22 protein-coding genes are annotated in these 25176 nt (G+C 72.0%); 11 read left to right on the plus strand and 11 right to left on the minus strand.

Going from position 1 to position 25176, the window contains the following annotated elements; all coding sequences use genetic code 11:
- Positions 1-80 precede the first annotated feature (80 nt).
- Genes ACLQ3F_RS21985 through ACLQ3F_RS22000 form a run of 4 tightly spaced genes read left to right on the plus strand, consistent with a single transcriptional unit; the run spans position 81 to position 4813 of the window.
- Complete coding sequence (locus ACLQ3F_RS21985) at positions 81-1046, plus strand: glycosyltransferase family 2 protein (protein ID WP_357200629.1); 966 nt, start codon at positions 81-83, stop codon at positions 1044-1046.
- Positions 1046-2113 carry a glycosyltransferase gene (locus ACLQ3F_RS21990; RefSeq protein ID WP_425851101.1) on the plus strand — a complete coding sequence of 356 codons (1068 nt, stop codon included), beginning with the start codon at positions 1046-1048 and terminating at the stop codon, positions 2111-2113. The genes ACLQ3F_RS21985 and ACLQ3F_RS21990 overlap by 1 nt, the downstream gene beginning before the upstream one ends.
- Before the next feature lie 2 nt (positions 2114-2115).
- Positions 2116-3471, plus strand: a complete 1356-nt coding sequence (locus tag ACLQ3F_RS21995; protein WP_425851354.1) for a lipopolysaccharide biosynthesis protein — start codon at positions 2116-2118, stop codon at positions 3469-3471.
- 1 nt (position 3472) lies between these two features.
- The gene (locus ACLQ3F_RS22000; RefSeq protein WP_425851102.1) at positions 3473-4813 is read left to right on the plus strand and encodes an O-antigen ligase family protein; all 1341 of its coding nucleotides are present in this window, start codon (positions 3473-3475) and stop codon (positions 4811-4813) included.
- A 30-nt stretch (positions 4814-4843) separates the two neighbouring features.
- Here the strand turns inward: ACLQ3F_RS22000 and ACLQ3F_RS22005 are convergent, their stop codons facing one another.
- Positions 4844-6982, minus strand: coding sequence for a sialate O-acetylesterase (locus ACLQ3F_RS22005; protein WP_425851103.1), 2139 nt, complete (start codon positions 6980-6982; stop codon positions 4844-4846).
- A 182-nt stretch (positions 6983-7164) separates the two neighbouring features.
- Here ACLQ3F_RS22005 and ACLQ3F_RS22010 point away from each other — a divergent pair, with 182 nt between their 5' ends.
- A complete protein-coding gene (locus ACLQ3F_RS22010; protein ID WP_425851104.1) occupies positions 7165-8193 on the plus strand; it encodes an acyltransferase family protein in 1029 nt (342 codons plus the stop codon).
- On the opposite strand, the gene ACLQ3F_RS22015 is transcribed toward ACLQ3F_RS22010, so the two are convergent.
- Together ACLQ3F_RS22015 and ACLQ3F_RS22020 are read right to left on the minus strand one after the other, a co-directional pair.
- Positions 8190-10181, minus strand: a complete 1992-nt coding sequence (locus tag ACLQ3F_RS22015) for a trypsin-like peptidase domain-containing protein (protein WP_425851105.1) — start codon at positions 10179-10181, stop codon at positions 8190-8192. The two genes, ACLQ3F_RS22010 and ACLQ3F_RS22015, sit on opposite strands and share 4 nt — an antisense overlap.
- Before the next feature lie 90 nt (positions 10182-10271).
- The gene (locus tag ACLQ3F_RS22020; RefSeq protein ID WP_425851106.1) at positions 10272-11876 is read right to left on the minus strand and encodes a DUF6541 family protein; all 1605 of its coding nucleotides are present in this window, start codon (positions 11874-11876) and stop codon (positions 10272-10274) included.
- A 131-nt stretch (positions 11877-12007) separates the two neighbouring features.
- Between ACLQ3F_RS22020 and ACLQ3F_RS22025 the strand changes: the two genes are divergently transcribed.
- Genes ACLQ3F_RS22025 through hutH form a run of 6 tightly spaced genes read left to right on the plus strand, consistent with a single transcriptional unit; the run spans position 12008 to position 19811 of the window.
- On the plus strand, positions 12008-12859 hold the full coding sequence (locus ACLQ3F_RS22025) for a MurR/RpiR family transcriptional regulator (protein ID WP_425851108.1): 852 nt from the start codon (positions 12008-12010) through the stop codon (positions 12857-12859).
- Between the two features lie 17 nt (positions 12860-12876).
- Complete coding sequence (hutU, locus tag ACLQ3F_RS22030) at positions 12877-14535, plus strand: urocanate hydratase (RefSeq protein WP_425851110.1); 1659 nt, start codon at positions 12877-12879, stop codon at positions 14533-14535.
- A complete protein-coding gene (locus ACLQ3F_RS22035; protein WP_425851112.1) occupies positions 14532-15734 on the plus strand; it encodes an allantoate amidohydrolase in 1203 nt (400 codons plus the stop codon). Before hutU ends, ACLQ3F_RS22035 begins: the two co-directional genes overlap by 4 nt.
- Positions 15725-17092 (plus strand): formimidoylglutamate deiminase, encoded by a 1368-nt coding sequence (locus ACLQ3F_RS22040; protein ID WP_425851114.1) that lies wholly within the window; start codon positions 15725-15727, stop codon positions 17090-17092. The genes ACLQ3F_RS22035 and ACLQ3F_RS22040 overlap by 10 nt, the downstream gene beginning before the upstream one ends.
- Complete coding sequence (gene hutI, locus ACLQ3F_RS22045; protein WP_425851115.1) at positions 17089-18276, plus strand: imidazolonepropionase; 1188 nt, start codon at positions 17089-17091, stop codon at positions 18274-18276. Before ACLQ3F_RS22040 ends, hutI begins: the two co-directional genes overlap by 4 nt.
- Complete coding sequence (gene hutH / locus ACLQ3F_RS22050; RefSeq protein WP_425851117.1) at positions 18273-19811, plus strand: histidine ammonia-lyase; 1539 nt, start codon at positions 18273-18275, stop codon at positions 19809-19811. The genes hutI and hutH overlap by 4 nt, the downstream gene beginning before the upstream one ends.
- A 31-nt stretch (positions 19812-19842) precedes the next feature.
- On the opposite strand, the gene rdgB is transcribed toward hutH, so the two are convergent.
- The 8 genes from rdgB to clpS all read right to left on the minus strand — a co-directional run bounded on the left by rdgB (position 19843) and on the right by clpS (position 25057).
- Entirely contained in the window at positions 19843-20460 is a 618-nt protein-coding gene (rdgB, locus tag ACLQ3F_RS22055) for an RdgB/HAM1 family non-canonical purine NTP pyrophosphatase (protein ID WP_357262924.1), read from the minus strand.
- On the minus strand, positions 20457-21182 hold the full coding sequence (gene rph, locus ACLQ3F_RS22060) for a ribonuclease PH (RefSeq protein ID WP_357262921.1): 726 nt from the start codon (positions 21180-21182) through the stop codon (positions 20457-20459). Before rph ends, rdgB begins: the two co-directional genes overlap by 4 nt.
- 135 nt (positions 21183-21317) lie before the next feature.
- The gene (locus ACLQ3F_RS22065) at positions 21318-22061 is read right to left on the minus strand and encodes an MBL fold metallo-hydrolase (RefSeq protein WP_357195310.1); all 744 of its coding nucleotides are present in this window, start codon (positions 22059-22061) and stop codon (positions 21318-21320) included.
- A gap of 223 nt (positions 22062-22284) precedes the next feature.
- Entirely contained in the window at positions 22285-23250 is a 966-nt protein-coding gene (locus ACLQ3F_RS22070) for a PLP-dependent cysteine synthase family protein (RefSeq protein ID WP_425851120.1), read from the minus strand.
- An 11-nt stretch (positions 23251-23261) separates the two neighbouring features.
- The gene (locus tag ACLQ3F_RS22075; RefSeq protein ID WP_425851121.1) at positions 23262-23663 is read right to left on the minus strand and encodes a MoaD/ThiS family protein; all 402 of its coding nucleotides are present in this window, start codon (positions 23661-23663) and stop codon (positions 23262-23264) included.
- A gap of 65 nt (positions 23664-23728) precedes the next feature.
- Complete coding sequence (locus ACLQ3F_RS22080) at positions 23729-24217, minus strand: M67 family metallopeptidase (RefSeq protein WP_357195301.1); 489 nt, start codon at positions 24215-24217, stop codon at positions 23729-23731.
- A gap of 52 nt (positions 24218-24269) precedes the next feature.
- Complete coding sequence (locus ACLQ3F_RS22085; RefSeq protein ID WP_210780952.1) at positions 24270-24770, minus strand: DUF2017 domain-containing protein; 501 nt, start codon at positions 24768-24770, stop codon at positions 24270-24272.
- On the minus strand, positions 24767-25057 hold the full coding sequence (clpS, locus tag ACLQ3F_RS22090) for an ATP-dependent Clp protease adapter ClpS (protein ID WP_088946433.1): 291 nt from the start codon (positions 25055-25057) through the stop codon (positions 24767-24769). The genes ACLQ3F_RS22085 and clpS overlap by 4 nt, the downstream gene beginning before the upstream one ends.
- Positions 25058-25176: the final 119 nt, after the last annotated feature.

Here is a 25176-nt window from a genome sequence, read left to right on the forward strand (position 1 = left end):
ACCGGCACACCGCCGGGTACGGCCAACGGCCGTGCCCGGCGGCCGTGTGCAGGTCGTACCCCCAACGCCTGGAGAACGCAATGCCGAACGTATCCGTCGTGATCCCCACCACCGGCCGCCCCAGCATCGCCGACGCGGTGCTCTCCGCCCGATCCCAGCAGGGCACATCCGTCCACATCGTGGTCGTCTGTGACACCCCGGAGGTGCCGCAGACGGTGCGGAACCTGGGGCAGCACATCGACCGGGTGGTCTGCACCGGCGGCGGCCGGCGCGGGTCGTACGCCCGCAACCTCGGAGTCACCCACGCCATCCCGGGCAGCCACGTCGCGTTCCTCGACGACGACGACACCTGGCTGCCGACCAAGCTGGCGGCACAGGTCCCCGCGCTCGAGCGGGTCGCGGCGGCCGGGTTCCGCCCCGTCGTGTCGTCCCGGATCCTGCAACGCAAGGACGGCGCGGAGCCGCTGCCGGCACCGGCACCCGCCGAGGTGATCCCCGACGGCATGCTGCCGGAGGACTACCTGTTCCGCCGCCGTCACCTCGGCATCGGCCGGCAGTCGCTGCCCACGTCGACGCTCCTGACGACGTACGAGTTGGCGACCGAGTGCCGCTGGGACGAGACGCTCCCCCGACACCAGGACTGGGACTGGCTGGTCCGGGTCGCCCGGCTTCCCCGGGTGAAGATCGTCCAGGTGGAGGAGGCGACGGCCGTCTACACGGTGGGCAGCCCCGGGTCGATCTCGGCCGGCGCCGACTGGCGTACCTCGTGGCACTGGGCCCAGCGCTGGGAGGGAGTGTGGGCACCGGGGACCTTCTCGGACTTCATCGCGGCCCAGACCCTCCGCTACGCTCTCCAGGCCCGGGACCGGGAGGGCGTGCGGGAGATGGTGCGGGCGATCCGCCGCAACTCGCCTCCGTCCGCCCGGAACGCGGTGCTGGCGGCGCTCGGGCTCGTACCCCGGTCGACCCTGGAACGGGTCGCCATGCGCAAGTCGAAGGCCCCCAGCAGCCCCACTCGACCGCTTGAGACCGAACGGCCACACTGATGCGTCTGCACTTCGTACTGCCGCAGCTCGAACCGCTCTACGGCATGGAGCTGGCGGCGGCACTGCTGATCCGCGGCCTCCAGGCCCAGGGGGTCGAGGTCTCGGCAACCGTCGTGTCCCGGGGGGTCCCCGCCGAACTGGCCGACCTGGAAGTCGACACCCTGGGCCTCGGTTCCCGGATCACCCGGTTGATGGAGTCTGTTCCGCCGCTGCGCCGGCGCCTGCAGAACCTGGCACCGGACGTCCAGATCGTGGCCAGCGGGCTGTGGGGCAGCGTGCCGGTTGGTGCCGCCCTCGCCGGTTCCGGCCGCAGCTACGTCGCCTGGGAGCACTCCCTGCTTCCGGAACGTCTGCGGATCGACCGCCGGGTGCGCACGCTGGCCCGGTTCTCGCGGCTCAAGGGGCTGCGTCCACGGCTCGTCGTCGCCGTCTCCAACGGTGTCGCCCGCACGGTTGCGCAGCTGGCGCCGGGGCAGCCGGTGGTCACCATCACCAACCCGATGCCACAGCGGCCCTTCGTGGCACCGCGCGAGGTGGTGGACCACCGACGGATCAACCTCCTCACCACTGCCGCCTTCCGCCCGTACAAGAACCACTCCTGCGCCATCGCCGCGCTGGCCCTGCTGCCGGAGGCGTACCACCTCACGCTCGCCGGCGACGGCGAGGAACGGGATCTGCTGCACGCGAAGGCCCAGGAACTGGGTGTGCAACACCGGACCACGTTCCTCGGACGGGTGCCGGGCGTCGCCCAGCTACTCGCCGAAGCGGACCTCCTGGTCCACCCGTCCCGCGCCGAGACCTTCGGGTTCAGCCTGGTCGAGGCCGCCGAGGCGGGCCTGCCGGTGGCGGCCCTCCCGGTGCCCGCGCTGGACGAGATGATCCCGACCTTCGTGCCTGGAGCGTTGGCGGCGGACACGTCGCCGGCCGCCCTCGCGGACGCGGTGCTCCGGCTGACCGGTGCCCAGCGGCCGACACTGGCCGACTTCGAGAAGTCCTGGCACGCCCGGTGCGCGGCACTGGATCCCGCCGAGGTCGGCCGCCAGTGGGTGGAGGCGTTGAACAGGTGAGTATGCCCTCCGGTGCGGTCGGCTCCGTCGAGCCGACCGCACCGCGGCCACGGTCGCACCGGCGTCCCCCGAGCGGACGCGACACCTTCCTGAAGCGGTCCGGGAAGTTCTTCACGGGCACACTGCTACGGACCCTCGCGCAGGGCGTGCTCTTCGTCCTGCTGGCCCGGGAGATGTCGATCGACACCTACGGGCTCTTCGTCGGTGTCACCGCCCTCGTCGCTGTGGTCTCCCCGTTCGCGTCCGCCGGCGCACCGAGTCTGATCTTCCAGAGCTACGCCGAGGCCCCCAGCGAGTGGGCCCGACACCTCACGCGGGGCCTGGTCCTGACCGTCGTCTTCGGTGTGGGCGCGACAGTGTTGGTGAGCGCGGCCGGGGTGGCGATCTGGGGTAGCGAGGTCAGGGCCGTCGACATGCTCTGCCTCGCTGCCGCCGACCTGGTGGCCTGGCGGCTCATTGAGGCCGTGGCCGCGTCGGTGCAGGCCCGGGGCAAGGTCTTCGTCGCCTCGGTCATCCCCGCTCTGCTGCACGTGTTCCGGCTGGTCGGCGCGCTGGTCCTCGCGACGGCGGACGAGCCGATCTCCCTTCGGAACTGGGCTCTCACCGCGCTGGCGGTCTCCGTCGTGGTCTGCGTGCTGGCCACCTGGTACGGATTGCGCGGCGGAGGGGGTGGTTCCTGGTCCGTCGGGCCGGCACTCCGCCAGGCCCGCAGCGGACTGCTGTTCGCCGTGGGCCTCTCCGCCCAGACGGTCTACAACGACATCGACAAGGTCATGCTGTCCCGGATCGGCACCACCGAGGCGGCGGCGATCTACGCTGCGGCCTACCGGGTGGTGGACTTCGCGTACACGCCGGCCCGGTCGATGTCCGCGGTCGCCTACCCCCGCTTCTTCGAGGTGGGCCGCGAGGGACCCCGGGCGGCGCTCGGGCTCGCCCGTCGCCTTCTGCCTCGCTTCCTGATGTTCAGCGTGCCGAGCAGCCTGCTGCTGGTCGGCATGGCCTGGACCATGCCGCTGATCTTCGGACCGGAGTACGAGGACGCGACCCTGGCACTACAGGGCCTCAGCGCGATCCTGGTCCTGAAGTCGATCCACTACCTGGCCGCCGACGCCCTCTCTGGAAGCCGACTCCAGGGCCGTCGTACGGTGTGCCAGATCGCGGTGGGCGTCGTCAACGCGGGGCTCAACGTGTGGCTCATCCCCGCCTACGGATGGCAGGGCGCGGTCGTGTCGAGCCTCCTGTGCGACGCTCTGCTCGGCATTCTGCTGTGGGGATGCCTCGTCATCGCCCTGCGGCGACACCCGCACCGCGATGCCGTCGTCGCACCGGCAGCGGCACCTGACCGAGAAAGGGTCTGACGTGACCACCATCTTCGGTGTCCTACTGACCGTCGGTGGCGTAGCGGTGGCTCTGTGGTTGATCCGGATGAGGCGGTCCGTCGCCACCGCGTTCGGCGACCCCGCATCGGCGGTCGCCCTGGTCGGCTTCGCGTTGCTCACCAACGCGGCCCCGGCGCTCGCCGGCAGCCGCAGTTCGATGCTGATCGGCGTGCTGGTGGTCGCCCTGCTGGCCTGGCTGGTGCTCTCCGGCCGTGGTCTCCTCCGCGGCCCGTCCGATCTGTGGCTCCGGATCTCGCTGGCCATGGCCGGCGGCCTACTCGTCTGGTGCGCCCTCATCGACGTCGTCACCGGCACGGGGATCTACGGGTCGCGGTTGCCGGCGTACGGGGCGGCCGGGCTCCTGCTGATCGCCGTCTGGATGATGGCCGCCCGCACCACGGTCAGCGTACGGGCGATGGCCTACACCGGGCTGGCGGTCCTGGCGTTGCTGGCCATTCCGACCGCTCTGTCCGGGCAGGCGGCGTGGCGGGCGTGCACCGGCGGGAAGCTGGAGAAGTGCTCTCTGGCCGGTGCGCTGTTCAAGAGCTTCTACAACTCCGAGAACTATGCGGCGATGCTGGCATCGTTCACCCTGGTCGCCGCGTTCTGCGCGATGCGCCGCGCCGAACTGGTGGCGACGGCCTCGTTCTGCCTGCTGGTGATCGTCGCCACCGGCTCCCGCACCAGCTATCTGGCCGTCGGCGCGGTAGCCGTCTGGATGCTGGGCGCACTGCTCGTGCAGCGTCTGCGACCGAGCCCACGGATCCCCTTCGCGCTCTGCGTGGCGCTCGTCGTCGGCGCACTGACAGCCGCCACGTATCTGATGTGGAGCGCGTCGAAGACCACGCTGAGCAACCGCGGCAACATCTGGGTCGCCGCCCGCGAGTACCTCAGCGGCCGGGAGGCCGTCGGCGTGGGCGTCTCGAAGTGGTACTACCTACAGGACATCGAGAAGGCACCGACCCACTTCTTCCACTCCGGGTACGTCCTGGTCATCTTCTCCGGCGGGCTGGTCGCGCTGACCCTGTTCGGTCTGTGGATGGCCACTCTGCTGCACCGCAACGTCGAGGACGGGCGGGCCTTCACCGCCAAGGCACCGGTGGTGCTCCTCGTCGTCTACTCGTTCACCGAGGTCGTCTGGAACCCGCTGTCGGTGGACGGGCTGACCTGGATCATCGTGCTGCTGGCCCTCACCGCGTCGGCGTCCGCCGCCCCGGCCCGCGACCCGGCACCGGGGCCGGTGGACCTGGTGGACCGCCCAGGTCGGTTCGCCGCCCTCAAGCGGTTGACGGGTCGGCACGACGCCGTCGCCGCGCGGTAGGGACCCAGGACGCCGCGCCGGTCGGAGTGACTAGGCAGCACCGATCGGCAGGCCCTTGAACGCCAGCAGGCCGACCCCGGTGGCGTTGACGCACCAGGGCCCGGCGTCGCCCCGGTAACTCAGCCCGGTCGCGCCGTCGGCCGGGCCGGACAGGCTCAGCACGAGCCGCCCTCCCTCGCGGTACTCCACGGCGGTGACGGTGGCGGTGCTGCCGTCGATCGTGAAGTCGGTGCCCGCGCCCGCCCGGACCGTCAGCGGGTCGCCGCTACGGAGCTGAACCACCACCTGGGTACGCCGAGCGTCGGTGAAGGCGGCCGACCGAGGGTTCGGGGCAGACACGCCCTCGCCGGGGCCGCGGTGGATGTCTCGGGCCAACACGGCGAACGCCTGATCGCCCAACTCGCGGTAGCCCTGTTCCCAGGCGAAGTGGCAATCCTCCCGGCCCGACAGGGCCGTTGTCGACAGCACCGTCACCTTCAGGGTGTCGACCATCCGTCGCTGGGCCTCACGCAGCGGGCCGCCGGAGGTGTTCCCGCACGGTGAGCTGCCGACCTGGACGACGTAGTACCGGGTGCCGCCGGCGGTCCGGAAACCCACCTCCCGACGCCAGTCGGTCAACAGCGCGGTGAACCCGGCGACGTGCCCGGCGGCGTCGTTGTTGTCGGCCTCGCCCTGATACCAGAACACCGCCCGGACCTCGCCGATGACGTTCGCGGCGCTGAGTCGTTGCCGCAAGCGGCCGTAGTTGGTGCGCAGGTCACCGGGGTTGCCGTCGTTGCGTTGGAAGAACGACACGACCTTGCTGCTCTCCGCGCCGTTGATCACGGCTACCGGCACCTGGTAGGTGTCCATGAGTCGGTGGGCCGCGCGGATCCCCCACTGGCCGACCGAGCCGGGCTGCCGGACCGTACCCGAGACGGCGTAGTTCCAGGTACGGTCCGCGCCGGAGAGGACCCGGTCTCCGCTGGTCGAGCCGAAACTGCGGACGTACGGGGACTCCTCGCCGATCGACGAGCCCCGGTGACTGGCCGCCACCGCGTTGGACTGGCCCTGGATGACGTACACGTCGCCGGACACCACGCCCTCCCAGAGGGCCGCCCGTCGGGCGACGCCGTCGCCGAGCACGTGCAACTCGAATCGGTACTCCCGAAGCGCGGCGGTGATCCGTTGCCGGAACGCGAACTCACCGCCGGGACCGATGGGCACCGTCTCGTCCCAGCCGTCGGCCCCGCTGACGACCTTGAGGCGTACGGCGCGGACCCGCGGGTCGGTAGCCTTTCCCGCCACCGGCACGACAGCGCCGCCGGCCGCGTCCCGGGGGTACAGCTGCCGGTCCCGAGGGTGCTGACCGACGGCGAGGACCGAGGCGCGGGCGTAGACCGTCAGCCGACGTTGGGTGTACGTGCTGGCGTTGTCGGCGGCCGTCCAGTCGGGCTGACCGGTGGGGGCGGTCCCGATGCCCACCGACAGCGGCTGGACGTCCGAGGTGAAGCCGTTGACCGCGAGAACCGTCTGCGGGGGTGCCGCTGCCGGGCGGGTGGCAGCGATCGTGTGCACCTGGAAGGAGCCGTACCCGATCGACGAGTACACGTCGTCGTCGGCGTCGTACCGGTCGGTGGTGGCGCCCGGGACCTGGCCGGAGTTGACCGGCCCGTACTTGTTCGGCCACATCTCCAGATAGCCCGTGAGACCGGTGCCGGTGGCCAGGCCCGGCGCGTTGGTGGCGACCTCCAGATCGGCGATCCGTTGGCGGACGATCTGACCGGCCCGGGTCGGCAGGCCGAGGCGTCGGGCGTCGGTCGTGAACGGCGACATGGCGGTCCACACCCACTGCGTACCGGTGGGGCCGGTCAACTCCAGGCAGTAGCCGATCCGGTCGAACCCGCCGGCCACCGTCCCGGCCCGGTCGAACAGGAGGGCAAGCGGCCTCTTGGGGTCGTTCCGCTCGGGCAGATCGAGGGCGCTGACCGGGGTGAAGCCGGCCATACCGTGCGCGTTGGCGGCACAGGCGGTGCCGTCTATGGGCGCGACGGGCGGCGGGGTGTCCACGTCGGCTGCCGACCAGGCCGCGTCCGGTGCGCCGGTCTTCGTCGGCCACCAGCCGAGCACGGGGACGGCCGCCAGGAGCAGGACGACCACCCCGAAGCCGATCCAGGCCGGTCGGGGCACCGATCGGAGGCGGGCCCACGGAGGGTGGGGACGAGACACCCGGGAAACCTCCACAGTGTGGGCAGCGTGTCGTGCCCCAGATTAGGCGATGCGCCGTACCCGACGACGCCGGCACGACCTCCGGCCGAACCGGTGCTGATCCGGGGCGTAGGTAGGTCCCGCTGTCTGAAATGATGCCGGCCATGGCCGCAACGAGCACGACAACGGCAGCGGGTAACCGCTCCGCCGGTGTCGACCTCCTCCGGATTGTCGGAATCGCCGCGGTTGTCGCGGGCCACGTCTGGAGCGACAGCCTGACCCGCGCGTCCATCTACACCTGGCACGTTCCCGTGTTCTTCGTCCTGACCGGCTACTTCTGGTCGCCCGGCCGACCGCTCGGTGGGGAACTGCGCAAGCGGTGGACGACCCTGGGCGTGCCCTACGTGGTGTGGTTCCTCATCCTGGTCGCGGCACTGCTCGCCGCCGACGCCGCGACCGGCCAGGTCGCACCGGGCACCATCGGTGACGCGCTCTACGGCGGCACGGCTGCGGTCCGACCGTTCTCCGCCTTCTGGTTCGTCTCGGTGCTCTTCATCGCGGCGGTCGCGTTCCGGTGGCTGGAGCGGTTCCCCGCCGCGGTCTCCTGGACGGTCGCGGTGGTCGGCCTGGTCACGGCCTATCTCGCGCCCAGCGTTGTCACCGCCGGCCCGCTCGGGCTCTTCCTGGTCCCGGCGTGCCTGGTCTTCGTGCTGGCCGGGCGGCTGCTGCGGCGGCTCCGCCCGCGTCTTCCGGCCAGCGCCGGTGCGGCGTCACTCTCGATCGGGGTCGGCTTCGTGCTGCTCGGCCTCAACCGGGACCTGGACCTCAAGGCCGGCGACTTCGGCTCCCCGGTGCTGGGGGTGCTGACCGCGGTCCTGATCAGCGTCGGTCTCATCCGGCTCGCGGAGGAACTCGACCTGCGCATCGGCGTGCGGGCGTCGCGGGTGATCAGTCGACTGGCCGGCTGCGGCATCGCCGTCGTGCTCAGTCACGCGGGCATCCTGTGGGTGCTGAAGACGCCCAGGTCCGGTGGGGTGCTCGACCTGGTCGCCGCTCTCGTGGTCCCCTGGGTGTTCGCGTGGATCGTCATCAGCACGCCGCTGGGCCCGTGGTTGACCGGCACCCGGATCGGCGGTTCCGCGCGGGCCGCCAGCGGCGTGGCGCCTCGGCCGGGTGCCGCCCAGACGCACTAGAAACGGCTGTTGCGCCGCCGCGCCAGGAGCATCGCCACCGCCACCACGATGGCGACAGCGAGCGCGCCTCCGGCCGCGGCGATCACCGGCACGGCCCAGCTCGACCCGCCTGAATCGTCGCCGGGCCCCCGGCTGTCGACGGCCGCCTGTCGGTACGACTGGGCCAGCAGGTTGGTCGGGGAGGTCCGCGCGGCCTCGTCGAACCGCGCGATGGCCTTCGACTCGTCCCCGGCGAAGTACGCGTCGAGGCCACTGCGGTACTGGTTGTCGCCCTTGCCGAGCGTGTTCGTGACGCCGGCAGCCTGGAGGAGTGCGGTCATGGCGGAGACCGGCACGACGAGGCGGTTCGCCTTGTCAGGCCGCAGAACGTCGTTGTCCAGCATGCCCACCACGCGGCCGCTCGGGTCGATGGCGATCCCGCCCCGCGAATAGAGTCCGAGATCCTCATTGATCCGGTACGGGTTCAGCGGAGTCGAGGAGTCGATCCCGGTCACGGTCACCGTCTTCGACAGCACCGTGTAGGTGGCGGCGCGGAAGCTGGTGTCGGTGGTGCCGTAGCCCAGGACGAGCAGTGACGTCTCCGGGCTGACGCTGGCCGACGTGTTCAGCTCCGACGTGGGCAGGTTCTTCTGCTCCAGCTTGATCAGGGCAACGTTCCCCGCCTCGATCGGGAGGGCCTGGACGACGGTGCCGGCAATCGCCGGGCTGTCCGTCACCTCGCCCTTGGCGATGTTGAGCTGCCCGTACAGCCGGGTCTCCGGCTGGTCGCCGGCGTTCGCGCCGGTCAGGACCGAGGTGCTCAACCGACTGCGGGTGTAGGTGCTGATGTCCTTGGCCTGCAGGCTGCCCTCGGAGACGAGCCGGTTGGCCACGGCGTTCAGGGCACCCCCGACCAGGACGTCCGGGGTGGGCTGCACGCACTGGCTGTTGCTGAGGACGTACCCCTCGTGTTGGACGACCACGCCACTACAACGCCGGCTGAAGGTCACCGGGGCCTTGTCCAGCAGGGCACCGCCGGCCTTGTTGCGGACGTACCCGGTGAACACGACCTCCACGAAGACCATGGACGGCCCGGCAACGGCCAGTGCCCGCTCCTCGGGGCTGCGCAGGGCGGCCTGCGCCCAGGGCTTGAGGCCGGGGGCGAGCGGGGTCGCGGCAGGGAAGCCGCTGGAGGTGGCGGTCGGCGGGGCGTCCGGTTCGTCGGGCTCATCCGAGCTGAGGGCGTAGATGCCGGCGCCGCCACCGACCACTGCCACCAGGGCCAGCGCGGCCACACCCGCCCAGAGGCCGGTACGCCGCTTGGGCGGCGCCGAGGGCTTGATCCGCCGTACGGGGGCGGCGTACGGGTCGAACGGGGGCACGTCGGCCGGTGGGCCGGACACGGTGGCCGGCGTCGGCGCGACGTCGTGGCCGGTCGGCCCGGCGGGCGATGCGGGTGCGCTCGACGCCGGCGCGGCCGAGACGGGGTGGGCAGGCGACTGGTTCGGAATCGCGGCCGACTGCACCGCCCACGGGGCATGCGGCATGTCGACGACCGGCTGCGGCACACCCGACACGGGTTGCGGCACACCGGAGATCGGCTGCGGCACGCCAGAGACGGGTTGCGGCACACCCGACACCGGCTGCGGCACACCGGACACCGGCTGGGGAGGGGCGGAGACGGGTCGGGGGGCGGCGGGCACCGGTTGGTACTCCACGCCGAGCGCGCGGAACAGCTTCTCCGGGGCGGGTCCGGCCTCGGCGGCGTACGCCACCCAGGGCGCGGCGGCCGAGAAGTCGGCGTACGTGATCGGGGGTCCGTCGGGGGTCTGGGCGAGCGCGTTCGCGACCTCGGCGAACGCCTCCCGCCAACCGGGGGCGGCGGCAACCGTCGCGTCCAGCACGGCGACGCTCACGAACCGGCCCTGCTCGTCGATGGCGGCCCAGGCCTTGCCCACCGGTGAACCGCCCAGCAAGTGGGTGAACCTGTAGGGGCCTTCCGGCTGCATGCCAACTCCTCCGCTCGACCGCCAGGCGCATGGTACCGACCGGTGCCACAGTCAGTCGCCTGGCGGTCACCCGTCAACTCGTCGTCGCCGTCACCTTTGGCTGATCACGACCACCGGCTCCGGTCCGGACGTGACGCGTTCCACGCGATAGTCGGCGAGCGCGGCCTGCCACACCGGCTCGCTCGGGTGGGTGTACGTGCGGACCAGCCAGACCCGGGTGCCGGGCGGCTGTTTCGCGGCCCGGGCCAGAATCTCGTCGAGGGCGTCCTTGATGGACGGTGCGTCGGCGGCTTTCGGGAGGATCACGTCGGCGCGGGTGGGCATGGCGACTGTCCAACCGACGGTGCCACCGACCGGCGCGACGAGCTTCAGTGGATCCTGGTCGGAGTAGAGCGTGAACCCGAACCAGGCGGGCCCGCTGACCACGACGAGGTCGTGCGGCCCCCTGTGCGCCGCGACGTACCGGGTCGACGACCCGATGTCGGTGATGGCCTGGTGCGCCAGCCAGACCCCGGGTTCGTCGCCGTCCAGGCGATACCAGCGGTGGTTGACTGCGGCGAAGCTGGTGAGCAGGACGGCGCAGGTCACGGCGGCCACCACGCCCGGTGCCAGCCTGGGCAGCCCGCGGCGGACCAGGGCGACGACCAGGTCGGCCAGACCGACGATGCCGATGCCGGCAACCAGGCCCGTCACCACGATCAGGAAGTGGGACGTGCGCGGGTCGAGCAGCGGGTAGATCCCCGCGACACCCAGCCCGCTGGCCGCCACCGGCAGCAGAAGGACGGCGATCGCCGGGGCGGCGTGTCCGCGTCGGAACAGCGTGACGACGCCGAGCACGAGCAGCACGGCGAGGATCGGCACGGGTGCGCCGAGCATCGGTGACAGGGCCTTGATCTGCCGCACGAGGTGTGCGGGCAGTTCGGAGATGCTCGGCAGGAAGTCGTCCCAGTAGTCCCGCATGGCATCGCTGTTGCCCCGGGCGGACACTCCGAAGTAGACGGCCGCGACGAGTACGCCGGCGACCAGGCCGGCGACGGTCGCCTCGACCGTCCTCGCCCACTCCCGACGCACCGCGACGGAGAGCAGCAGACCGCCGAGTACACAGACCGCGACGATGGCGGTGGTGTGACTCAGCAGCATGCCCAGACCCACAGCGGCCACCACCACCGCGAGCCGTCGCCGGGACCAGGAGCGCCCGGTCCAGGTGGCCAGGGCGAGCAGGCAGACCGCCACCGCGGCGTCAGCCGTGTACTGCTTCAGGTCGTGGCGGGTCTGCTGGACCGGCAGGAGCAGGACGGCGAGCCCGCTGACCACACCGATGAGGATGCCCCGGGCGCGCTCGGACGCCAGCGAGCGGCCCAGCAGGTAGGCCGCGACGACGGTCAGCAGTTGGAAACCCAGGGGTACGACCCGGAGGTGGTCGATGTCCGGGACCAGTCGGAGCAGGAAACTCCACCCGATCGGGCTCGACGAGGTCGTCACCGGCAGGTCGGCGAGGGGAAAGCGGACCGAGAGCGCGACCCACGCCTCGTCGCCCCAGTACTGGGCTGTCAGCCACGACCGGATGTCGTTGACGACGAAGAAGGCCCCGATAAGGGCGATGATCGGCAGCGCCTCACCGACCGCCCCCCGAACGCGCGGAGAAGGCGCCGGACGAGAGGCCTGAATGGGTGGGGCGTCCTCGACTGCGACCACGACGCTCCTTCTCGCTGGCGCGATCCTGCTCGCGCTGGACGCCCGCATGTTACGAGCCGCGACGGCTGAATGGGGGGCGGGGGTGACCCGAGGTGGTTGTCTATGAAAGTTTCTATGCATAGAGTCAGCTCATGAATGAAGGAGCTGTCGCGGCACCCGCTGACCGGGTGCTCGACCTGTTCCAAGGGGTGCGCCTCACCCCCACCCAGCGCCGCATCGCGCACTGCCTGGTGCAGCACGCCCCCGGCGTGGCGTACCTGTCCGCCGCCGAGGTCGCCGAGCTGGCCGGCGTGAGTCAGCCGTCGGTCACCCGGTTCGCCGTCGCGCTCGGCCACGACGGCTACCCGGCCCTGCGCCGCCGGCTGCGCGACCTCACCGGCTCGACTCCGGGCGGATCGACGGACACCGGCAACGAGCTCCAGCAGGCGGTACGCGCGGAGATGGGCAACCTGGACCGGCTGGCCAGTCAGCTCGCCGACCGGGACCGGATCGCCGAGACCGGGCGGTTGCTCGCCGAGAGCCGCCCACTGCCGGTGCTCGGCCTGCGCGCCGCCGCGCCGCTGGCCGCGTACTTCGCCTACTTCGCGGCGAAGGTGCACCCGGACGTACGGGTCCTCGACGACGGCGGCAGCCTGCTCACCGACCGCCTGGAGCAGGCGGCCGAGGCTGGGGCGTCCGCCGTCCTGGCCTTCGTGCTGCCCCGCTACCCCCGGGAAACCCTGGACGCGCTGCGCGACGCCCGCCACGCCGGGTTGACGGTGGTGGCGATCACCGACTCGCCGGTCAGCCCGGCCACCGAACACGCCGACGTGGTGCTCGCCGCCGCGGTCGGCGCGCAGCTCGTCTTCGACCTGCACACCGCCCCGATGACCCTGGCCATGGTGCTGTTGCAGGCGATCTGCGACGCCACACCGGGCGAAACCCAGCGCCGACTGGAGGCATTCGAAGCCTCCGCGGCCCGCCGACAGTTGTTCCTCGGTTGACCGGAGGAGAACCAGAGATGACCCAGCCCATTCGTGCCGCACGGGGCAGCCAGCTGACCACCCGCGGGTGGCAGCAGGAGGGCGCCCTGCGGATGTTGATGAACAACCTCGACCCCGAGGTGGCCGAACGCCCCGACGACCTGGTGGTCTACGGCGGCACCGGCAAGGCGGCGCGGGACTGGCCGTCGTACCACGCGTTGGTCCGCACGCTGACCGACCTGCGCGAGGACGAGACGATGCTGGTGCAGTCGGGCCGTCCGGTCGGGGTGATGCGCACCCACGAGTGGGCGCCGCGGGTGCTGCTGGCCAACTCGAACCTGGTCGGCGACTGGGCGACCTGGCCGGAGTTCCGCCGCCTCGAACAGCTCGGCCTGACCATGTACGGGCAGATGACGGCCGGTTCGTGGATCTACATCGGCACCCAGGGCATCCTCCAGGGCACCTACGAGACGTTCGCGGCGGTGGCTGCCAAAAGGTTCGACAGCACCCTCGCCGGCACGCTGACGCTGACCGCCGGCTGCGGCGGGATGGGTGGCGCGCAGCCGCTCGCGGTCACCATGAACGGCGGCGTCTGCCTGATCGTGGACGTGGACCGCACCCGGCTCGACCGTCGGGTGCACGACCGCTACCTGGATGAGGTCGCCGACTCCCTGGACGACGCGATCGCTCGGGTCCGCGCCGCGAAGCGGGAGCGCCGGGCCCTGAGCGTGGGCGTGGTCGGCAACGCCGCCGAGGTCTTCCCGGACCTGCTGAACCGCGGCGTCGAGATCGACATCGTGACCGACCAGACCAGCGCGCACGACCCACTGGCGTACCTGCCGGTGGGGGTGGAGCTGGCCGAGGCCCGGGACTACGCCGCCGCGAAGCCGGCCGAGTTCACCGACCGGGCACGCGCGTCGATGGCCCGGCACGTCGAGGCGATGGTCGGTTTCCTCGACGCGGGCGCCGAGGTGTTCGACTACGGCAACTCGATCCGGGGTGAGGCGCAGCTCGGCGGCTATCAGCGCGCCTTCGACTTCCCGGGCTTCGTGCCCGCGTACATCCGGCCGTTGTTCTGCGAGGGCAGGGGTCCGTTCCGGTGGGCGGCGCTCTCCGGCGACCCGGCCGACATCGCTGCCACCGACCGCGCCATCCTCGACCTGTTCCCGGAGAACGAGTCGCTGGCCCGGTGGATCAAGCTGGCCGGCGAGCGGGTCGCCTTCCAGGGCCTGCCGGCCCGGATCTGCTGGCTCGGTCAGGGCGAACGGGACCGGGCGGGCGTGCGGTTCAACGACATGGTCGCCTCCGGCGAACTCTCCGCCCCGGTCGTGATCGGCCGGGACCACCTGGACACCGGCAGCGTCGCGAGCCCGTACCGGGAGACCGAGGGGATGGCCGACGGCTCCGACGCCATCGCCGACTGGCCGCTGCTCAACGCCCTGGTCAACACGGCAAGCGGGGCGTCCTGGGTGTCCATCCACCACGGCGGCGGGGTGGGTATCGGCCGGTCGATCCACGCCGGGCAGGTGTGCGTGGCCGACGGCACCGCCCTCGCCGGTCAGAAGATCGAGCGGGTGCTCACTAACGACCCGGCGATGGGCGTCATCCGGCACGTCGACGCCGGCTACGAGAGCGCCCGCGAGGTAGCCGACCGCACCGGGGTCCGGGTGCCGATGACGGAGGGCGACCCCGCGTGAGCGACGACCTTTCCGCCCGGTTCCGGGCGCTGTGGGACGAGATCGCGCCGGTCGGGCGGGACTCCGACAGCGGCGGCTATCTGCGGTACGCGCTGACCGAGCCGGAGCGGGAGCTGCGCGCCTGGTTCCGGGCGCAGGCCGAGCACCGTGCCATGCCGGTCACCGAGGACGGCAACGGCAACCTCTTCGCCCACTGGGGTGACCCGGAGGCGTCCGACGCGGTGCTCACCGGCAGCCACTTCGACTCGGTGCCGCACGGCGGGGCGTACGACGGGCCACTCGGCATCGTGAGCGCGTTCCTCGCCGTGGACGAGCTACGCGCCGCCGGGGTCACCCCGGACCGGCCGCTGGTGCTGGGTGCCTTCGTCGAGGAGGAGGGGGCGCGTTTCGGCGTACCGTGTCTGGGGTCTCGGCTGCTCACCGGGGCGCTGGCGCCCGAGCGCGCGGCCGGCCTGCGCGACGCGGCCGGGGTGAGCTTCGCCGAGGCGCTCGGCGACCGGCCGGCGGGCGCCCGCCCGGAGCTGCTGGGCCGGTTCGGGGCGTTCGTCGAGTTGCACGTCGAGCAGGGCCGCGCGCTCGTCGACACTGACGCGCCGGTAGCGGTGGCCAGTGCGATCTGGCCGCACGGCCGGTGGCGCTTCGACGTCGTCGGCGAGGGCAACCACGCGGGTACGACCCGGATGGCCGACCGCCGCGACCCGATGCTGACCTACGCGTTCACGGTGCTGGCGGCCAACAAGGAGGCCCGGCTGCGCGGCGCGCACGCCACTGTGGGCCGGGTCGCCGTCGAACCCAACGCCACAAACGCGATCCCGTCGAAGGTGACCGGCTGGCTGGACGCCCGGGCCGCCGACCCGGAAACGCTCGCCGGGCTGGTCGACGCGGTACGCGGCAAGCTCGCCGAGAGGGCCCGCCGTGACGGTACGACGGTGACCGTCACCGAGGAGTCGGCCACAGCGGTGGTCGCCTTCGACGGCGGGCTTGCCAAACGCCTCGCCACGCTGCTCGACGCGCCGGTGCTGCCCACCGGGGCGGGGCACGACGCCGGGGTGCTCGCCGCGTACCTGCCCACCGCGATGCTCTTCGTACGCAACCCGACCGGTGTCTCGCACTCCCCCGCCGAGGCCGCCACCGACGACGACTGCGCCGCCGGGGTACGGGCGCTGGCCCGGGTGCTGGAGGAGCTGACATGCCGGTGACACCGAACCGCTGGCTCGCCGAGTACGCCTGGCTGCCCGAGCACGCCGAACCCACCCCCGACGTGCTGATCGAGGTCGAGGACGGCCGGATCACCGCGGTGACGCCGCTGCTGGGAGCACACGGACCGGAGGCCGGGGTCGAGGTGCACGCCGACGCGGTGCCACTGCCCGGCCTCACCCTGCCGGGCCTGTCCAACGTGCACTCGCACGCCTTCCACCGGGCGCTACGCGGGCGTACCCACGGCGGCCGGGGTGACTTCTGGACCTGGCGGGACCAGATGTACGCCGTCGCGGACCGGCTGGACCCGGACACCTACCTCGCGCTGGCAAGGGCCGTCTACGCCGAGATGGCGCTCGCCGGGATCACCTGCGTGGGCGAGTTCCACTACCTGCACCACCGACCGGACGGCGGCGCCTACGACGACCCGAACGCGATGGGCGCGGCGCTGGTGGAGGCCGCCGCGCACGCCGGGATCCGGCTCACACTGCTGGACGCCTGCTACCTGACCTCCAGCGTGGACGGTCAGCCCCTCGCCGGGCCGCAACGTCGCTTCGGCGACGGTGACGCGGGCCGCTGGGCCGAGCGGGCCGCGGCGTTCCAACCGACGGACCCGCACGTCCGGGTCGGCGCGGCCGTGCACTCGGTGCGGGCCGTCCCGGCCGATCAGTTGCGCACTGTCGCCGACTGGGCCCGGGAGCGGCAGGCGCCGCTGCACGTGCACCTCTCCGAACAGCCCGCCGAGAACGACGAGTGCCGGGCCGTGCACGGGCACTCGCCCACCGCGCTGCTCGCCGAGCACGGGGTGCTCGGGCCGCACACCACCGCCGTCCACGCCACCCACCCCACCAGCGCGGACCTGTCCCTGCTCGCCGACAGCCTGACCGGGGTGTGCCTCTGCCCGACCACCGAGCGGGACCTCGCCGACGGCATCGGCCCGGCCCGGCTGATGGCCGACGCCGGCATCCGGTTGAGCCTCGGCAGCGACAGTCACGCCGTGATCGACCTGTTCGAGGAGGCTCGGGCGGTCGAGCTGGACGAGCGGCTGCGGACCCGCCGGCGCGGCCACTTCGCGCCGCTCGACCTGCTGAACGCGGCCAGCCTCGCCGGGCACGCCGCGCTGGGCTGGGCCGACGCCGGAAGGATCGCGGTGGGCACCCGCGCCGACCTGGTGACGGTACGCCTGGACAGCGCCCGCACCGCCGGGGTGCCACCGGTGGGCGCGTTCTTCGCCGCCGGCGCGGCGGAGGTCGAGCAGGTGGTGGTGGACGGCCGGGTGGTGGTGGCCGAGGGCCGGCACCTGACCGTCGACGTGCCGGCCGAACTGTCGTCCGCGATCGAGGCGGTGACGCCCGCATGAGCGGCAGCCTGCTCGTCGACAACATCGGGGAACTGGTCACCAACGGCGCCGGCGAGGGCCCGCTCGGCATCCGCCGCGACGCCGCCGTGCTGGTCGAGGCGGGTCGGGTGGTCTGGGTCGGGCCGTCCGCATACGCGCCGGCCGCCGACCATCACGTCGACGCCGGTGGTGCCGCCGTGCTGCCCGGTTTCGTGGACAGCCACGCCCACCTGGTCTTCGCCGGGGACCGGGCCCCCGAGTTCGCCGCCCGGATGGCCGGTCAGCCCTACACCGGCGGCGGCATCCGGACCACAGTCGGTGCCACCCGGGCCGCCACCGACGAGGAACTGCGTGCCACGGTGCGCCGGCTGCGCGGGGAGGCGCTGCGCCAGGGCACCACGACCATGGAGATCAAGAGTGGGTACGGCCTGACCGTCGTCGACGAGGCCCGCTCGCTGCGGATCGCCGCCGAGACCAGCACCGAGACCACCTTCCTGGGCGCGCACGTGGTGCCCGCCGAGTACGCCGACCGCCCCGACGACTACGTGGGGTTGGTCTGCGGGCCGATGCTGGCCGCCGCCGCTCCGTACGCGAAGTGGATCGACGTGTTCTGCGAGCGGGGTGCCTTCGACGTGGACCACGCCCGCGCCATCCTGGCCTGCGGTCAGGCCGCCGGCCTGGGCGTACGGCTGCACGCCAACCAGCTCGGCCCCGGCCCCGGGGTGCAACTGGGTGTGGAGCTGGACGCGGCCAGCGTCGACCACTGCACCCACCTGAGCGACGCCGACGTGGCCGCGCTGGCTGACACGGCCCACAGCGACGGGTCGGGCACCCGCACCGTGGCGACCCTGCTGCCCGGCGCGGAGTTCTCCACCCGCTCGCCCTACCCGGATGCCCGCCGGCTGCTCGACGCCGGTGTCACGGTGGCGCTGGCGACGGACTGCAACCCCGGCTCGTCGTACACCTCGTCGATGCCGTTCTGCGTGGCCCTCGCGGTCCGCGAGATGCGGATGACCCCGGCGGAGGCGGTCTGGGCCGCCACCGCCGGTGGCGCACGGGCGCTGCGCCGCGACGACATCGGTGTCCTCACCCCCGGCGCGCGGGCCGACCTCGTCGTCCTCGACGCGCCGTCACACCTGCACCTGGCCTACCGGCCCGGTGTCCCCCTGATCCGCCAGGTAATACGCAACGGAGTTCCGCAATGACGCACGTGACCATCCAGCCCACGGGAGTCTCGGCCGACGACGTGCTCGCGGTGGCCCGCGGCACCGCCACCGTCGTCCTCGCCCCGGCCACCATCGACGCGATGGCGACCAGCCGGGCCATCGTGGACGGCATCGAGTCGTCGGGCCGTCCCGTCTACGGGGTCTCCACCGGGTTCGGCGCGTTGGCTAACACCTTCGTCGCGCCGGAGCGGCGGGCCGAGCTGCAACACGCGCTGATCCGCTCGCACGCCGCCGGGGTGGGCGCCCCCATGCCGCGCGAGGTGGTTCGGGCCATGATGCTGCTGCGCGTCCGGTCCCTCGCCCTGGGCCGCTCCGGGGTCCGGCCGCTGGTCGCGGAAGCCCTGGTGGACCTGCTCAACCACGACATCACCCCGTGGGTCCCGGAGCACGGCTCGCTGGGCGCCTCCGGTGACCTGGCGCCGCTGGCGCACTGCGCGCTGGTACTGCTCGGCGAGGGCTGGGTGCTCGGCCCGGCCGGTGAACGGCAGGACGCCGCCGACGCGTTGACCGCCGCCGGGCTCAAGCCGATCGAGCTGGCCGCCAAGGAGGGGCTGGCGCTGATCAACGGCACCGACGGCATGCTCGGCATGCTGCTGCTGGCCATCCACGACGCGGAGCACCTGTTCGCCATGGCCGACGTGACGGCCGCGCTGGCCATCGAGGCGATGCTCGGCTCGGAGCGGCCGTTCCTGCCCGAGCTGCACGCGATCCGCCCACACCCCGGTCAGGCGACGTCGGCGGCGAACATCCACCGCCTGTTGCAGGACTCCCGGGTGATGGACTCGCACCGCGACGACCTGGCGCACGCGGTGCAGGACGCGTACTCGATGCGCTGCGCGCCGCAGGTGGCCGGCGCGGCCCGCGACACCCTGGACTTCGTCCGCACCGTCGCCGGCCGGGAGCTGGTGTCCGTTGTGGACAACCCGGTGGTGCTGCCGGACGGCCGGGTCGAGTCGACCGGGAACTTCCACGGCGCACCGCTCGGCTTCGCCGCGGACTTCCTCGCCATCGCCGCCGCCGAGGTGGGCGCGATCGCCGAGCGGCGGGTCGACCGGCTGCTCGACGTGACCCGCTCCCGGGAACTGCCGGCGTTCCTCTCCCCCGACGCCGGGGTCAACTCCGGGCTGATGATCGCCCAGTACACGGCGGCGGGGATCGTCGCCGAGAACCGTCGACTGGCCGCCCCCGCCTCGGTGGACTCGCTGCCCACCAGCGGAATGCAGGAGGACCACGTCTCGATGGGCTGGGCCGCCGCGAAGAAGCTGCGCACCGTCCTGGACAACCTGACCAGCCTGCTCGCGGTGGAGCTGCTGGCCGGCGTACGCGGCCTCCAACTGCGCGCCCCACTGGAGCCGTCCCCGGCCGGCCGGGCGGCCGTCGCCGCGCTCGGTACGGCAGCCGGCCAGCCCGGCCCGGACGTGTTCCTCGCCCCGGTGATGGAGGCGGCCCGTGCCGTCGTCGCCGGGCCGGAGTTGCGCGCCGCCATCGAACGGGAGGTCGGCCCGCTGGGCTGATCTCCGGCGGGTCGCTGTCGTCCGCCGCGGGTCAGGCGGCGGGCGGCAGCACCTTGGCGACCAGCTTGGCCAGCTCGCGCAACGCCTTGCCCCGGTGACTGATCGCGTCCTTCTCCGCCGGGGTCAGCTCGGCGTTGGTCCGGTCCTGCCCGTCGCCCAGGAAGATCGGGTCGTAGCCGAACCCACCGTCACCGCGCGGCGCGCGCAACACCCGACCGGACTGCCGGCCGTCGACGAGATGCTCCTTGCCGCCCGGCAACACCAACGCGACGGTGCAGACGAACGAGGCGGCCCGCTGCTCGTCGGGCACGTCGCCGATCTGGTCCAGCACCAGCTGAAGGTTGGCCCGGTCGTCGCCGTGCTTGCCGGACCAGCGGGCGCTGAACACACCCGGCATCCCGTTGAGCGCGTCGACAGCGAGCCCGGAGTCGTCGGCGATGGTCGGCAGGCCACTCTGCCGGCAGCCCTCCCGCGCCTTGATCAGCGCGTTCTCGCCGAAGGTCAGGCCGGTCTCCGGCAGCTCCGCGTACTGCTCGATGTCGTCCAGCCCGAGCAGGGCGATCCGGTGCGCGCCGAGCGCGCCGTCCAGGATCCGCTGAAGCTCGACCAGCTTCTTACGGTTACGGGTGGCGAGCAGGACCTTGTTCATGCCAGTGCCTTCCGCTGGGCTTCGGCCAACTCGGCGCAGCCGGCGACGGCCAGGTCGAGCAGGGCGTCGAGCTGGTCGCGGGCGAACACGCCCGCCTCGCCGGTGCCCTGCACCTCGACGAAGTCGCCAGCGCCGGTGCACACCACGTTCATGTCCACCTCGGCGGCGACGTCCTCCTCGTAGCAGAGATCGAGCCGGGCCTCCCCGGCGATGATCCCCACGCTGACCGCGGCCACCGAGCGGTGCATCACCTTCTCCGGCTTACCGGCCAACGACTTGCGGGCGGCGAGCCAGCCCACCGCGTCGTGCAACGCGACGTACGCGCCGGTGATCGCGGCCGTGCGGGTGCCGCCGTCGGCCTGGAGCACGTCGCAGTCGAGCACTATCGAGTTCTCGCCGAGCGCCTTGAGGTCGATGCTGGCCCGCAGACTACGGCCGATCAACCGGGAGATCTCATGGGTACGGCCACCGACCCGGCCCTTGACGCTTTCCCGGTCGGAGCGGGTGTTGGTGGCCCGGGGCAGCATCGCGTACTCAGCGGTCACCCAACCGAGCCCGGAGCCCTTGCGCCAGCGAGGCACCCCCTCGGTGACGCTCGCCGTGCAGAGCACCCGGGTGCCGCCGAACTCGACGAGCACCGAGCCCTCCGGATGGGTGCTCCAGCCTCGGGTCAGGGTCACCGGTCGGAGTTGAGAGGGCCCTCGCCCGTCAGGTCGCGCCATGCCTGCACCCTATGCGGTGCGGCGATCCACCCCGCTCGCGGTGCCCAGGAGAACGTCCGCGTCGTGCACACCGAGGAACCCGGCGACCGCGGCCGGCCAGCCGAACTCCTCGGCCCGCGCCCGGGACCCGGTGCGTCAGATGTCGTAGCTGGCGCCCGGCCGGACCACCTCGAGCGGCCCGCTGTACGCGGCGGCGGCCGACTCCAACGTGTGCGCCTCGCTGCCCCAGGCGGGCACCAGGTGGGTGAGCAGCAGTCGACCCACAGCGGCCTTGGTCGCCGCCTCGCCGGCCTCCCGGCCGGTCAGGTGCAGATCCGGCGGATTGTCCACGCCGTCGAGGTAACTGGCCTCGCAGAGGAACACGTCGGCGTTCTGGGCCAGCCGCAGCAGCGCCTCACAGGGCGCGGTGTCCGACGAGTAGCACAGCGAACGGCCGTCGTGCTCCAGCCGCACACCGTACGTCTCGACGGGGTGGTTGACCCGGTCGACGGTGACGGCGAACGGGCCGATCGGGAAGGTGCCCGGCTGAAGCGCGTAGAACTGGTACACGTCCTCCACCGAACCGTCGTCCCCGTAGGCGGCGCTGAGTCGGTCCGGCGCGCCGGCGGGCGCGTACACCGGCAGCGCCGGGTAGGGGCCGTCCGGGGCGTACCGGCGCACCACCACGTAGAGCACGGCGTCGAACATGTGATCACAGTGCAGGTGGGTCAGCAGGATGGCGTCCGGGGCGTGCAACCCCGCGTACCGCTGGAGGCTGGACAGCGACCCCGAGCCGAAGTCGACCAGGAGCCGGAAACCGTCGGCCTCGACGAGGTAGGCCGAGCAGGGCGACTCGGGGCCAGGGAAACTGCCGGCGCTCCCCAGAACAGTCAGTCGCATCGAGTGGTCTCGCTGTCACTGTCAGTAGCAGTTGCGCCGGCGATAGTCCCAGCCATGATCTCTACCGACGCGTACGCCACGCTGCGCAGCCTACGCTGGCGCACCCGGCAGCAAGAATCATCCAACGGAAGTTGTCACGAACGTGACACCTGCTCGCGGTACATCACAACGCGGACGGGCCGTCGACGAATGTCGACGGCCCGTAGTCGGCAGACCAGATCGGTCAGGCCCAGAGCTGCCCCTCCAGGGCGTCCTCGGCGTCGGCGAGGGTGCCGCCGTACGCGCCGGTGGACAGGTACTTCCATCCACCGTCGCAGACCACGAAGGCCACATCGGCCCGCCGGCCGTCGCGCACCGCCTCGTGCGCCACCGCCAGCGCGGCGTGCAGGATCGCACCGGTGGAGAAACCGGCGAAGATGCCCTCCACCTCCACCAGCTGGCGGGTGCGCAGCACCGCGTCCCGGGTGCCGACCGAGAACCGCCGGGAGAGCACCGAGGCGTCGTAGAGCTCCGGAACGTACCCCTCGTCGATGTTGCGCAGCCCGTAGACCAACTCGCCGTAGCGCGGCTCGGCAGCCACGATCTGAATGCCCTCGACCTTTTCCCGCAGATAACGCCCGGTGCCCATCAGGGTGCCGGTGGTGCCCAGCCCGGCCACGAAGTGCGTGATGCTGGGCAGGTCGTGCAGCAGCTCCGGCCCGGTCGTCTCGTAGTGCGCCCGCGCGTTCGCCTCGTTGCCGTACTGGTAGAGCATCACCCAGTCGGGGTGCTCGACGGCGATCTGCTTCGCCGTGGCGACCGCCTGGTTGGAACCACCCGCCGCCGGCGAGAAGATGATCTCGGCCCCGTACATCCGGAGCAGCTGCACCCGCTCGGTGGAGACGTTCTCCGGCATCACGCAGACCAGCCGGTAGCCGCGCATCTTCGCCACCATGGCCAACGAGATGCCGGTGTTGCCGCTCGTCGGCTCGAGGATGGTGTCACCAGTGCGGAGCCGGCCAGCCTCCTCCGCCGCCCGGACCATGAACAGCGCCGCGCGGTCCTTGATGCTGCCGGTGGGGTTGCGGTCCTCCAGCTTGGCCCAGAGCCGCACCGGAGGGGCCCCCTCGGGCGCCGTCGGGGACAGTCGGGGCAGGCCGACCAGCGGCGTACCCCCGCAGGCGTCGAGCAGGCTGTCGTACCGCGCCATGGCGGCCGACCTCAGCGAGCCGCGACGGCGTCGCGGGCCACCACGTCGACGGCACCCTGCGAGCTGATGCTGTGCGAGCTGATCGCCGCTGCCGCGGCGCTGTGCGAGCTGATCGCCGCTGCCGCAGCGAAGCCGAACGCACCGCCGGCCACCGCCGGCAGGATGGTGACGCTGTCGCCGTCGGAGAGCTTCGCGTCGAGCGCACCGAGGAAGCGGACGTCCTCGTCGTTGACGTAGACGTTGACGAAGCGGTGCAGCGTGCCCGCGTCGGTGATCAGCCGGCCGCGCAGACCGCCGTGCCGGGAATCCAGGTCGGTGAGCAGATCGGCGAGCGTGTCGCCGGTGCCGTCGACGACCTTGGCGCCGCCGGTGTAGCTGCGCAGGATGGTGGGGATGCGAACCTCAATAGCCATGATGGGGAACTCCTCGATCGGGTGTGCCTACGGTGACGGGACGAGATGGCTGCGGCGCTGACAGGTCAGCGGCCGGAACACTCGTAATCGACCGTCGCCGGGCTCTGCCCGAACATGTAGGACTGGACGGCGTGCGGGTCGACACCGGCCTCCACGACACGGACCGGCTCCTCGGTGATCACGCCGTCGACGATCCGGAACGACCGGATCTCCTCCGAGTCGGGCTCACGGGTCGAGACGAGCAGGTAGTGCGCCCCCGGCTCACCGGCGAAGGCGACGTCCGTCCGCGACGGGTACGCCTCGGTGGCGGTGTGCGAGTGGTAGATGACGACGGGCTCCTCGTCCCGGTCGTCCATCTCCCGCCACACGCGCAGATGCTCCATCGAGTCGAACTCGTAGAAGGTCATCGACCGCGCCGCGTTGTCCATCGGGATGTGCCGGGTCGGGGTGTCGCTGCCGACGGGACCGGCGACCACGCCGCACGCCTCGTCAGGGTGATCCCGGCGCGCGTGGGCGACGATCGCGTCAATGATCGACCGGTCGATGCTCAGCACGTGCACCAGCCTAACGCCTGCCGGGCACAGGTCGAAGTGGTGCCGGTCACCCTTAGTCGATCAAGGCGTTGAGCAGCGACTCCTGTAGATACCCGAGATAGGCGTAGACCGAAAGCTGGAACACCCGGCTGGAACCCGGGTCCTCAGCGACAGCGTCGTCCAGCTCCTCGCCCAGATCTGTGCCGTCCTTGATCTCCAGGCGGACGCCCATCGCGAGCCGTGCGTCGTTCAGCGCCCGCAACCACGCCTCGGCGGCCTCGGCGTCCAGCCGCACCTCGCCGCCGGCCTCGTCCGGCAACGCGGCCAGGATCGCCCCCGCCTGATCGATCTTCGCGGTCTTCAGGTCGCCCTCGGTGTAGCGGCGAAACTCGGCGGTGCCCGGAGCGTCCTGCGGGTAGACCGCCGGAAAGAGCCGACCGACCACCGGGTCGGTGTGGTCGAAGCCGTCGGTGAGCAGACCCACCACCTCGGAGGCGACCTTGCGCAGCACTCGCACCTCGTCGACGGCGAAGACGGCGACGTAGTGACCGGCCTGGCGATGGAACATGCTCATGATCTGTCCACCGTCGCCCACAGCCCGTACGCGTGCAGCTGCGACGCGTCGTGCTCCATCCGTTCGCGGGCACCGGTGGAGACCACGGCACGACCCTTGTGGTGCACGTCCAGCATCAGCTGTTCGGCCCTCTCCCGGCTGTAGCCGAAAAGCTTCTGGAAGACCCAGGTCACGTACGTCATCAGATTGACCGGGTCGTCCCACACGATCGTCACCCACTGCCGGTCGGACGCCGGCACCTCGTCAGTGTCCGGCGTCTCGACCGGTGCAACCTGCGGAGCCGCCATGCCCCCCATCGTGCCACCGGTTTCCCGGAACCGAGGAACCGGAACGCCGGACCGGCGCGGATCACCCACCCCGGGCCCTCCCGACCCGCCCCGGACGCCATCGGCGGCGGGGTCCGGCC

Source organism: Micromonospora sp. DT15 (assembly GCF_049841475.1).
Lineage (GTDB): Bacteria > Actinomycetota > Actinomycetes > Mycobacteriales > Micromonosporaceae > Micromonospora.

Bases quoted from the DNA above. Each gene is read 5' to 3' on its own strand.
- ACLQ3F_RS21985 (WP_357200629.1), top strand. From the start codon at position 81: ATGCCGAACGTATCCGTCGTGATCCCCACCACCGGCCGCCCCAGCATC.
- ACLQ3F_RS21990 (WP_425851101.1), top strand. From the start codon at position 1,046: ATGCGTCTGCACTTCGTACTGCCGCAGCTCGAACCGCTCTACGGCATG.
- ACLQ3F_RS21995 (WP_425851354.1), top strand. From the start codon at position 2,116: ATGCCCTCCGGTGCGGTCGGCTCCGTCGAGCCGACCGCACCGCGGCCA.
- ACLQ3F_RS22010 (WP_425851104.1), top strand. From the start codon at position 7,165: ATGGCCGCAACGAGCACGACAACGGCAGCGGGTAACCGCTCCGCCGGT.
- ACLQ3F_RS22015 (WP_425851105.1), bottom strand. From the start codon at position 10,181: ATGCAGCCGGAAGGCCCCTACAGGTTCACCCACTTGCTGGGCGGTTCA.
- ACLQ3F_RS22025 (WP_425851108.1), top strand. From the start codon at position 12,008: ATGAATGAAGGAGCTGTCGCGGCACCCGCTGACCGGGTGCTCGACCTG.
- hutU (WP_425851110.1), top strand. From the start codon at position 12,877: ATGACCCAGCCCATTCGTGCCGCACGGGGCAGCCAGCTGACCACCCGC.
- ACLQ3F_RS22040 (WP_425851114.1), top strand. From the start codon at position 15,725: ATGCCGGTGACACCGAACCGCTGGCTCGCCGAGTACGCCTGGCTGCCC.
- hutI (WP_425851115.1), top strand. From the start codon at position 17,089: ATGAGCGGCAGCCTGCTCGTCGACAACATCGGGGAACTGGTCACCAAC.
- hutH (WP_425851117.1), top strand. From the start codon at position 18,273: ATGACGCACGTGACCATCCAGCCCACGGGAGTCTCGGCCGACGACGTG.
- rdgB (WP_357262924.1), bottom strand. From the start codon at position 20,460: ATGAACAAGGTCCTGCTCGCCACCCGTAACCGTAAGAAGCTGGTCGAG.
- rph (WP_357262921.1), bottom strand. From the start codon at position 21,182: ATGGCGCGACCTGACGGGCGAGGGCCCTCTCAACTCCGACCGGTGACC.
- ACLQ3F_RS22065 (WP_357195310.1), bottom strand. From the start codon at position 22,061: ATGCGACTGACTGTTCTGGGGAGCGCCGGCAGTTTCCCTGGCCCCGAG.
- ACLQ3F_RS22070 (WP_425851120.1), bottom strand. From the start codon at position 23,250: ATGGCGCGGTACGACAGCCTGCTCGACGCCTGCGGGGGTACGCCGCTG.
- ACLQ3F_RS22075 (WP_425851121.1), bottom strand. From the start codon at position 23,663: ATGGCTATTGAGGTTCGCATCCCCACCATCCTGCGCAGCTACACCGGC.
- ACLQ3F_RS22085 (WP_210780952.1), bottom strand. From the start codon at position 24,770: ATGAGCATGTTCCATCGCCAGGCCGGTCACTACGTCGCCGTCTTCGCC.
- clpS (WP_088946433.1), bottom strand. From the start codon at position 25,057: ATGGCGGCTCCGCAGGTTGCACCGGTCGAGACGCCGGACACTGACGAG.